The organism is Cupriavidus sp. FW305-3-2-15-C-LB2 (assembly GCF_058787575.1).
This window is the reverse complement of record NZ_JBYSZW010000101.1, coordinates 1-9,121: the sequence shown is the minus strand read 5'-3', so window position 1 is coordinate 9,121 and position 9,121 is coordinate 1. Positions and strand designations below refer to the sequence as shown.

Below are 9,121 nucleotides of genomic sequence, written 5' to 3'. Positions count from 1 at the left end.
CCCCCCCGCCCCACCTGCCCCTGCGGAGCCGCCCGCCGTCCCCTCCGGCAAACCTGCGCGTGGCAAGAGCGTGCAACCCGCACAGGCGGACGAAACCCTGTGCGCGCTCGCCGCGCAGCTGCCATCGAACCTGTACTTCGGCACATCCTCCTGGGCCTACCCCGGCTGGAACGGGCTGGTCTATGACGGCGAGTACGGCGACAGCCTGCTGTCACGCAAGGGCCTGGCCGCATATTCGCGCCATCCGCTGCTGCGTGCCGCCGGCATCGACCGCGGCTTCTACGGGCCGATCCCGCTGGCGGACTACCTGTCCTATGCCGCGCAGGTCCCCGACGGCTTCCGCTTCCTGGTCAAGGCGCCCGCCAGCGTCTGCGATGCCTGGCTGCGCGGCTCCGACGGCGCCGGCCGGTTGGCCAACGCTGCCTTCCTCGATGCCGAGATCGCGGTGCGCGACTTCATCGTGCCCGCCACCAGCGGGCTGGGCAGCAAATGCGGGCCGCTGCTGTTCCAGCTGTCGCCGATGGGTCCGCTGGCCGACAGCGCCGTGTTCCTGGAGCGGCTCGATGCCTTCCTGGGCGCGCTGCCGGCACTCGATCCGTCGATCACCCCGCATGCGTGCTACACGGTAGAGCTGCGCGACCCAGCACTGCTGACGCCACGCTATATCCGGCTGTTGCGCCGCCACGGGGTGCGCTTCTGCCTGTCGGCACGCGACCGCCTGCCGCCGGTGCCGCGCCAGGCCGCGGCGCAGGCGCTGATGGACGAGGAAGCGCCAGGCCCGCTGGTGCTGCGCTGGATGCTGCATGGGGGCCGGCCCTACGCCTACGCGGAAAAGCTGTACGCACCCTTCGACCGCATCGTCGACGACGACCCCGACACCCGCCATGCCATTGCCGATGTGGTGGCACGCACGCTGCGCGCGGGGCAGCCTGCCATCGTCATTGTCAGCAACAATGCCGAGGGGTGCGCGCCGCTGAGTTGCGTGCGGCTGGCCGAGTCGATCATTGCGAGGCTGGCGCGGTGAATCGCTTGCCGGCAGTGCACAGTGGCCGATAGGCCGCTCCCGCAGGCAACGGCCATCACCGCCTGAACACTTGTGCATAATATGCACAGCTGGAGGCCATGCGCTTGTCCCCACCTACGCGATAGGCTTGAATCGGGGCACCTTCCAACCGAGGAAGGATGGAGACGACGATGCCCCTTTCCACTATGGCGCGCACACCGGGCCGCGCCGCCCTGCCGCAGCTGCTTGATCCTGCCTCGATAGCCATTGTCGGCGCCTCGCGCGATACCAGCCGCATCGGCGGCGTGGCGCTGGACCACCTGCAGCGCCTTGGATACCAGGGTCAGGTGTATCCGGTCAATCCGCGCTATGCCGAGATCGCCGGCCTGGCGTGCTATCCCGATATCGAATCCGTGCCGCAGGTGCCTGACGTGGCGGTGCTGGCGCTCGGCGCGGACGAGGTGCTGCCGCAGTTGCAGCGCTGCCATGCCCGCGGCGTCCGTGCCGCCATCGTCTACGCCTCGGGCTTTGCCGAGGCCGGTGAAGCTGGTGCCGGGCGCCAGGCCGCACTTGCGGCCTTCGCCCGCGAGAGCGGCATGGCAATCGCCGGACCCAACTGCATGGGGCTGGCCAACCTGACCACGCGCGCCATCACCGCATTTGCCACCACGTTCCGCGCGTTCCCGCCGCAGGACGGCCCGGGTGCCGTGAGCCTGCTGACCCAGAGCGGCAACGTCTGCGCCATCGTCTACGCCACAGGAAGGCAGATGGACGTGGGCTTCCACCAGTTCATCAATACCGGCAACGAAGCCTGCCTGGACTATTCGGATTACCTCGACTACCTCGCGGACGATCCGCAAACCGCGGCCGTGGTCGGTTACGCGATGTTTGCGCAGGGAAACTAGGGTCGGCTTTTGGCGCCGACCCAGCGCCCGGTCCCTACTTCCTCAACTTGCCCCCAAACTGCTTTCGAAACTTGGCCAGTTTCGGCGAGATCACAAAGGCACAGTACCCCTGGCTCGGATGATCCTGGTAGTAGTTCTGGTGACTTGCCTCGGCGCGCCAGTACGGTTGCTCCGGCTCGACCTGCGTCACGATCGGCGCATCAAAGACCTTGGCGGCAGCCAACTCCCGCATCACGTATTCCGCCGTGGCCCGTTGCGCCTCCGAATGCGTAAAGATCGCCGACCGGTACTGCGGCCCCACGTCGTTGCCCTGCCGGTCCGGCGTGGTCGGGTCATGGATGGCGAAGAAGATTTCCAGGATCTGGCGATAGTTGATCACCGACGGATCGAAGGTGACACGGACCACCTCGACGTGCCCGGTATCCCCCTCGCAAACCTGCTGGTAAGTCGGGTGATCCACGTGCCCGCCGGTATAACCGGACTCCACCGCCACCACGCCATCGACCTGCTGGTAGACCGCTTCCAGGCACCAGAAGCACCCGCCCCCCAGCGTGGCCGTTTCAAGTCCATGTTCCATTTGCGCCGCCCCCTTGCGTTGTCGTCTGTGGTGTCACGGCCTCAAGCATAAGCGCAGATTGGCGCCCTTGCAGCAGATTCAGCCAGGCTGGCGCTGCGCCTCCAGCATCGCGCGCAGTTGCGGCTTGAGCACCTTGCCCAGCGCGCTGCGCGGCAGGTCCTCCAGCAGCACCACCTCGCGCGGCAACTTGAAGCGGGCAATGCGCGTGGCCAGCAGTTCGCGCAGCGGCTCCGCGCCCAGCGCGTCGCGCGGCGCGCCCGGCGCGGGCACGATCACCGCCACCGGCACCTCGCCCCAGCGCGCATCGGCCACGCCGACCACCGCGCACTCCTGCACGCCGGGCAGGCCGGCCAGCACGTTCTCGATCTCGGCGGGATAGATGTTCTCGCCACCCGAGATGATCATGTCCTTGCTGCGGCCGACGACTTCGATGCAGCCGCCGGCATCGCGGTGCGCGAGGTCGCCGGAATGGAACCAGCCGTCGGGCAGGCCGTTATCAGGCTGGTTCCAGTAGCCAGCCATCACGTTGGCGCCGCGCACCCACAGCTCGCCAACCTCGCCCGGCGCCACCTCGGCACCGTCCGGACCGGCCAGCCGGACTTGCGCCTCCGGCTGCGGCCAGCCGGCATAGCCAGGCCGGGCCATCGCATCCTGCAGCTTCAGCACCACCGACACCGGACCGGTCTCGGTCGCGCCATAGACCTGCCCCAGCGGCACCCCGCGCGCATGGAAGGCCTCGATATACGACAGCGGGATGGTCGACGAACCTGCCATCACGCCGCGCAGCGCCGACAGGTCGGCCCCGGGCCAGCCGGGATGCTCAAGCACCGCGCGCAGCGTGGCCGGCACCATCAGCGACAGGCTCGGCCGCGCCTGCGCGACCGCGCCGAGCCAGGCGTCCGGCGCAAAGCGGTCGTGCAGCGTGACCTGCGCCCCGGCCAGCAGCGCCGGCAGCGTCTGGATGCACAGCCCGCCGACATGGAACATCGGCAGCACCGACAGCACGTGGTCGTCCGCGGTCATGCCGTGCGCCCACCAGCTGGCGCGCGCATTGGCCAGCAACCCGGCCTGCGTATGCACCGCGCCCTTGGGCTTGCCGGTGGTGCCGGAGGTGTAGGCCAGCAGCAGCGGCGCATCGTCCGGCACCGGCGCATGGGCCACGCCGAACGGCGCGGGATGGTCGATCAGCCGGTCGAGATGCGCGACCTGGCAGCCGCTGCCAGCCTCCTGCGCCAGCCCTGCATGGCGCTCGTCATGGAACAGCGCGGCCAGTTGCGCGTGGCCGGCAATGGTACGCAGCTCCGCCGGCGCCAGCCGGTAGTTCAGCGGCACGAACATCGCCCCGACACGCGCACAGGCGAACAGCAGCACCAGCTGCAACTCGTGGTTCAGGCACAGCGTGCCGACGCGGTCGCCCGCGCGGATGCCCCACGTCGCTGCCAGGTGGGCGCTGGCACGCTCGACGCGCCGCCACAGCTTGCCGTAGGTGAAGGTGCGGCCCAGGTAGTGCAACGCCGGCCGCCCCGGCGCCGCGGCGGCATGGCCATGCAGCATGGCCGGCAGCGCGCCCAGCCCGGCGGCGCCCGCGCGCATGGCGCGGCTGGCGGCGCTCATTCGTCGCGCTCGCCGGATTCGTACAGGGTCTCGCGCCCCATGCGGTCCAGGATCAGCTCGGCGGTCCAGGGCAGCATCAGCGCACCGCAGCGCGAGTCGCGGTAGAGCCGCTCCAGCGGCAGGTCCTTGAGCATCGACTGGCCGCCGCAGGTGCGGATCGCCAGCCGGGCGATGTCGTTGGCGCCTTCCATCACGGTGTAGTGCGCGGCGTACAGGCGCAGGCGCTCGTCCTTGGTCGGATTGGGCCTGGCCTCATGGATCACGCGCCAGAAGATCGAGCGCATGGTTTCCAGCTGGATGCGCATCTGCGCCACCGCGATCTGCTTGGTCGGGTACATGCGGCGCTTGACCGGCGGCTGGCCCGGCACCTCGCCGCGCAGGTACTGCACGGTGAAGTCGTAGGCGGCCTGGGCTACGCCCAGGTAGGTCGGCGACAGCGTGAAGAACATTGCCGGCCAGGTCTGCGCGGCACGGTAGTAGACGCCGCGCGGCATCAGCTGCTCATGGTCGGGCACGAACACGTCCTTGAGCAGCAGCGTGCGCGATACCGTCCCGCGCATGCCCATCGGGTCCCACTCACCGGTCACGGTCAGCCCTTCCGCCTTGCCGGGCACGGCGATATAGAGCGTGTCGCGCATGTCGGGATGCTGGTCGCCGCGGTCCTCGGTGCACAGGATGCCGTAGTAGTCGGCCGCGCCCGACAGCGAGGCGAAGATCTTGCGCCCGTTCAGCACCCAGCCGCCCTCGACCTTGCGCGCGGTGGTGCCGAACGGCGCCTTGCCCGCGGCAGCGGCGGAGCCTTCGGAGAACGGCTGCGCATAGACCGCGCCATCGCGCACCACGCGCGAGAAATGCAGCTCGCGCCGGGCTTCGTGCTCGGCGCGCTGCTCAGGCGTCATGTCGATGCCGTCGGACAGCACGCCGGTCCACATGGTCGAGCAGATATGCATGTTGTACGTCAGCGCCGTGGCCCCGCAGAAGCGGCCGATCTCGGCGCCGACCATGCAGTAGGTGGCAAAGTCCGCGCCCTCGCCGCCGAACGCCTGCGGCACGCACAGGGCCAGCAGGCCGGCCTCGCGCAGGTCGGCATAGTTGGCGAAGGGGAAGCTGGCCTCGCGGTCCCAGGTGGCTGCGCGCGCGGCGAAGCGCTCGCGGCCGAGGCGGTTGGCCAGCGCCAGCAGGCGCGCTTGTTGCGGGGTAAAGTCCGCCGTACCGATGGCGGGAATGAAGTCGAGCTGTCCGGATGGCATGTCGCGGTCTCCTGTTTTCCTGCTCGCGCCGGATGCGGTGGCGGCGCTGCGGCGGTTCTTGTGTTGCGTTGCCGGGAAGCGGCGTGGTTCAGTGCACGGGGAAGCGCCGCTGCAGGAAATCCAGCACCGCTTCGTTGAACAGCGCCGGCCGCTCCATGCAGGCCAGGTGGCCGACATCCGGCAGGCAGCGGTATTCGGCGCCGGGAATGCGCTGCGCCATGCGCTCCATCACCTCGGGCGCGGCATTGGTGTCGTGCTGCCCGGCCAGCGCCAGCACCGGCACCGCGATGCGCGGCAGCGCGTCGCGCTGGTTGAAGCGCACCAGCGCGCCCAGCGCCGCGCGGTAGGTTGGCGCCGGCACCGCCGCCATCACCGCCGTGGCAAAGGCCACGGCTTGTGGCTCGGCATCGGGCGCGACCATGGTGCGCACCAGCCCGGCGGCCATCTCGGCCATGGTCCTGCCGGCGTCCAGCGGCGCGGTGCGCGCGGCGATGAAGTCGCGCTGCCAGGGCCCGTCGCCCTTGCCAAAGGCGGGCGAGGTGCCGGACAGCACCATGCCGTCGATCAGCGCGGGCGCGGCCGCGCAGGCCTGCTGCGCCACCATGCCGCCCATGCTGTGGCCCAGCAGCACCACGCGCCGGCCAGCGTCGCGCTCGGCCTGCAGCAGCGGCGCCAGCGCTTGCGCCAGCCCGTCGAAGTCATAGGGATCGATCAGGGCGCTGTCGCCGTAGCCGGGCATGTCCCAGGCCGCGGCGCGGTAGCCGGCCTGCGCCAGCGCCTCGCCCTGCGCGGGCCAGGCGGCCTTGCCGCCGCCGATGCCGTGCAGCATCACCACCGCCACCGGGCCATCGCCCCAGACCAGCGTGGCGATGCCGTTGGCGTGGCGTTGCATCGTCGCGGTCGCGCTCATGCCGCCACCTCCACCAGCGTGCCCGCTTCCACCTCGTTGCGGCCATCCAGCGACACCGTGCAGTTGCGCAGCGGCAGGTCGAAATGGCCCAGCGTATGCCGCCCGGCGACCTCGTTGGCGCCGGTCGAGAACAGGAAGTTGCCGGCAAACGCGCGCAGCTCGGTGCCGTTGCAGTCGCGCTTGTCGTAGAAAGTCATCGCGTCCCAGCGCGCCAGCCGGTTCAGGCCCCAGCCCACGTGCGAGACCGCATACGCATCGCGCGTGCCTTCGCGATCGGCCCAGGCCTGGTAGTAGCCGCGCATCATGTCGGCGTCGACGCCCTGCCCCTCGACGCCGACGATGTAGTCGTCCTCGATATGGCAGACCACGGTATCGCGCAGGTAGGTCTTGAAGGTCAGGTTGACGTCGCCCGGCGCCAGCACCAGCGTGCCGTTGACCTGGCGGCTGGCCGGGAACGCCAGGCACAGCCCGCCGGGCCAGTGCGAGACCTGGCCGGGCTTGTTGCAGAAGCCCCAGACCCCGCCCACGCGGGCGTCGGCCAGGCCGATGCGCAGCTCGGTGCCGGCCGGCGAATGCACGCGCATCTCGCGCGCGCCGCGCAGGCGCTTCATGGCGGCGCGCACGGTGCCTTCCAGCGCCGGGTCGGGCTGGCAGCGTTCCAGGATCTCGGGATGTTCGTTGCTGACCATCAGCATGCGCGGCACGATGCCGTCGGCACCGCGCAGGATCAGCGGCAGTTCCGGCGCGTGCAGCAGGCCTTCCACCGTGCAGTCCAGCACCAGGTGACAGCGCGACAAGGCCGCCACCACCGGCGCGAGGCCCTGCAAGGCATCGCTGGCGCCGGTGGAGCGCACCGGCGCGGGCGCGCCAAGTGCCGGTGTCGGCACCTGGATCCGCACCGGGGTGGCGCCCAGCGACTGCACGGCCAGTTCGGCCAAGGCCACGTTGACAGGGCGGGATTGCGACTCCGTTACAATTCCAACGACTTCCGCACCCTGCAGGGCACAGAGTTCCAGCGTGCGCCGGAACGCCGCCAGCCAGCGGTGTTCGATCTGCTCGATGAGCATGACTTGTCTCCGGTTGTTCTTGTATGGCGGCAGGGCTCGCCTGGTTTTGTGCGCCAGCCAACGCCCGCATCGCGGATTGGTGGTCGCCGGGCTTGTACTCGATGCCCATGGCGCGAATAATATATATGAAATTTCATGAACTCCAGCGGAGCCCCCATGGGCATGCCTGAGGCCCAGCCACAGATCACCAGCGCCGCCGCACCAGATTTCGATGCGCAGCACTTCCGCCGCACCCTGTCGCAGTTCGCAACCGGGGTGACGGTGATCACTACGCGCTCCAGCGCCGCGTCGGTCGCCGCCGGCGCGCCGCCGTTCATCGGCATCACCGCCAGTTCGTTCAATTCGGTGTCGCTGGATCCGCCGCTGGTGCTGTGGAGCATGGCCACGCGCGCCAACAGCCTGCCGATGTTCCGCGACGGCACCCACTACATCATCAACGTGCTGTCGGCCTCGCAGCTGGAGCTGTGCCAGCGCTTCGCCACCCTCAAGGGCGACCGTTTCGCCGGCGTCGACTACCGGCTCTCGGCCACCGGCCTGCCGATCCTGTCCAATGCGCTGGCCTGGTTCGAATGCCACAACCGCAGCCGCTACGACGAGGGCGACCACATCATCTTCGTGGGTGAAGTCGAGCGCTGCGGCGTGCTCGATGGCAGCGACGGCCCGCTGGTATTCCAGGGCGGCCAGTTCACCACCACCGCCCCCCTCGACCTCTGAACGGCACCGGGCCCATCATGGCGGACCTGCCCGCGCAATCCCCCCTGCCCTTTGTCGATGGCTACCTGGCCTACCTGCTGGCCCGCGCCAGCCACCTGATCTCGGGCGAATTCCACCGCGAAGTGGAGGCCAGCGGCCTGTCCGTGCAGGAATGGCGCGTGCTGGCCACGCTGGCCGACCGCCCCGACTGCACCATCGGCACGCTCGCCGAAATCACGCTGACCAAGCAGCCGACGCTGACCAAGCTGGTCGACCGCATGGCCGCCGACGGGCTGGTGACGCGCCGCGCCGGCCAGGCCGACCGCCGCCAGGCGCTGATCTCGATCACCCCGCGCGGCCTCGCGCTGGCCCAGCCGCTGCTGGCGCGCGCCGCCCAGCACGAGCGCGCAGTGCTGGACGACTTTGGCCCGCGCCAGGGCGCGCTGCTGAAAGAAGCCCTGCGGCAGCTGATTGCGCTGCATACGCAACGCTAGGCGCCCTCCGCCGCCTTCAGGATCGCCAGCGGCGAACTGTCCACCTTGATGCGCTGCAACACGATATTCGAGCGGATATCCATCACGCCCTTGGTGCGGTACAGCCGGTTCACGATGAAGTCCGAGTAGTGCTTCAGGTTGCGCGCCTGCACCCGCAGGATGTAGTTGCTGTCGCCGGTGATGATGTACGCGGACAGCACTTCCGGCCACGACTGAACCGCGGCGATAAAGGTGTCGTGCCAGCCTTCCACATCATGGCGCATCGAGACCTGCACGATCGCCTCAAGCTCCAGCCCGAGCTGCTCGGCGTCGAACCAGGCGCGGTAGCCGCCGATCACCCCTGACTCTTCCAGCAGGCGCACCCGCCGCAGGCATGCCGAAGGCGACAGCGCCACGCGGTCGGCCAGGTCCTGGTTGCTGATGCGGCCGTTCTCCTGCAGGCAGGTCAGGATGCGCAGGTCGGTGGGATCGAGGTTCATTCGAATTTCCTTCGACTAATCATCAATTCTTCGCATTTTATGCGAAAGATGACCGCGTCGACGGTCCATTTAGCAAGCCTCTTGCCGGCAATTTTGACTATGATTTCCGTCATCGAGGCAGACAACGAC

General features: G+C 69.2%; 9 protein-coding genes and 1 pseudogene. 4 read left to right on the top strand and 6 right to left on the bottom strand.

Features of this window, described 5'->3' with window-relative positions; all coding sequences use genetic code 11:
* Together AC3WRR_RS35830 and AC3WRR_RS35825 are read left to right on the top strand one after the other, a co-directional pair.
* The coding region (locus AC3WRR_RS35830) for a DUF72 domain-containing protein (protein WP_492299550.1) at window positions 1-1,024 on the top strand (1,024 nt) is incomplete at its 5' end.
* Window positions 1,025-1,194: 170 nt separating this feature from the next.
* Window positions 1,195-1,884: pseudogene (locus tag AC3WRR_RS35825) on the top strand (CoA-binding protein); the annotation flags it as partial.
* A gap of 58 nt (window positions 1,885-1,942) precedes the next feature.
* Here the strand turns inward: AC3WRR_RS35825 and msrA are convergent.
* The 5 genes from msrA to AC3WRR_RS35800 all read right to left on the bottom strand — a co-directional run bounded on the left by msrA (window position 1,943) and on the right by AC3WRR_RS35800 (window position 7,326).
* Window positions 1,943-2,485: a peptide-methionine (S)-S-oxide reductase MsrA gene (gene msrA / locus AC3WRR_RS35820; RefSeq protein ID WP_010813715.1), complete on the bottom strand. Its 543-nt coding sequence runs from the start codon at window positions 2,483-2,485 to the stop codon at window positions 1,943-1,945.
* Window positions 2,486-2,563: 78 nt separating this feature from the next.
* Window positions 2,564-4,099: a class I adenylate-forming enzyme family protein gene (locus AC3WRR_RS35815; protein WP_010813716.1), complete on the bottom strand. Its 1,536-nt coding sequence runs from the start codon at window positions 4,097-4,099 to the stop codon at window positions 2,564-2,566.
* Window positions 4,096-5,349, bottom strand: coding sequence for an acyl-CoA dehydrogenase family protein (locus tag AC3WRR_RS35810; protein WP_011615843.1), 1,254 nt, complete (start codon window positions 5,347-5,349; stop codon window positions 4,096-4,098). Before AC3WRR_RS35810 ends, AC3WRR_RS35815 begins: the two co-directional genes overlap by 4 nt.
* A gap of 88 nt (window positions 5,350-5,437) precedes the next feature.
* Complete coding sequence (locus AC3WRR_RS35805; RefSeq protein ID WP_439668124.1) at window positions 5,438-6,259, bottom strand: alpha/beta fold hydrolase; 822 nt, start codon at window positions 6,257-6,259, stop codon at window positions 5,438-5,440.
* On the bottom strand, window positions 6,256-7,326 hold the full coding sequence (locus AC3WRR_RS35800; RefSeq protein ID WP_010813719.1) for a 2,5-dihydroxypyridine 5,6-dioxygenase NicX family protein: 1,071 nt from the start codon (window positions 7,324-7,326) through the stop codon (window positions 6,256-6,258). The genes AC3WRR_RS35805 and AC3WRR_RS35800 overlap by 4 nt, the downstream gene beginning before the upstream one ends.
* 156 nt (window positions 7,327-7,482) lie before the next feature.
* On the opposite strand from AC3WRR_RS35800, the gene AC3WRR_RS35795 reads away from it, so the two are divergent.
* Together AC3WRR_RS35795 and AC3WRR_RS35790 are read left to right on the top strand one after the other, a co-directional pair.
* A complete protein-coding gene (locus AC3WRR_RS35795; RefSeq protein ID WP_492299551.1) occupies window positions 7,483-8,040 on the top strand; it encodes a flavin reductase family protein in 558 nt (185 codons plus the stop codon).
* Between the two features lie 17 nt (window positions 8,041-8,057).
* Window positions 8,058-8,513 (top strand): MarR family winged helix-turn-helix transcriptional regulator, encoded by a 456-nt coding sequence (locus AC3WRR_RS35790; protein WP_010813721.1) that lies wholly within the window; start codon window positions 8,058-8,060, stop codon window positions 8,511-8,513.
* Here AC3WRR_RS35790 and AC3WRR_RS35785 read toward each other — a convergent pair.
* A complete protein-coding gene (locus tag AC3WRR_RS35785; protein ID WP_010813722.1) occupies window positions 8,510-8,992 on the bottom strand; it encodes an Lrp/AsnC family transcriptional regulator in 483 nt (160 codons plus the stop codon). The two genes, AC3WRR_RS35790 and AC3WRR_RS35785, sit on opposite strands and share 4 nt — an antisense overlap.
* Between the last annotated feature and the right edge of the window lie 129 nt (window positions 8,993-9,121).

Coding starts and splice junctions, on each gene's coding strand:
- AC3WRR_RS35790 (WP_010813721.1), top strand. CDS start 8,058: ATGGCGGACCTGCCCGCGCAATCCCCCCTGCCCTTTGTCGATGGCTAC.
- AC3WRR_RS35785 (WP_010813722.1), bottom strand. CDS start 8,992: ATGAACCTCGATCCCACCGACCTGCGCATCCTGACCTGCCTGCAGGAG.
- msrA (WP_010813715.1), bottom strand. CDS start 2,485: ATGGAACATGGACTTGAAACGGCCACGCTGGGGGGCGGGTGCTTCTGG.
- AC3WRR_RS35795 (WP_492299551.1), top strand. CDS start 7,483: ATGGGCATGCCTGAGGCCCAGCCACAGATCACCAGCGCCGCCGCACCA.
- AC3WRR_RS35810 (WP_011615843.1), bottom strand. CDS start 5,349: ATGCCATCCGGACAGCTCGACTTCATTCCCGCCATCGGTACGGCGGAC.
- AC3WRR_RS35800 (WP_010813719.1), bottom strand. CDS start 7,326: ATGCTCATCGAGCAGATCGAACACCGCTGGCTGGCGGCGTTCCGGCGC.
- AC3WRR_RS35805 (WP_439668124.1), bottom strand. CDS start 6,259: ATGAGCGCGACCGCGACGATGCAACGCCACGCCAACGGCATCGCCACG.
- AC3WRR_RS35815 (WP_010813716.1), bottom strand. CDS start 4,099: ATGAGCGCCGCCAGCCGCGCCATGCGCGCGGGCGCCGCCGGGCTGGGC.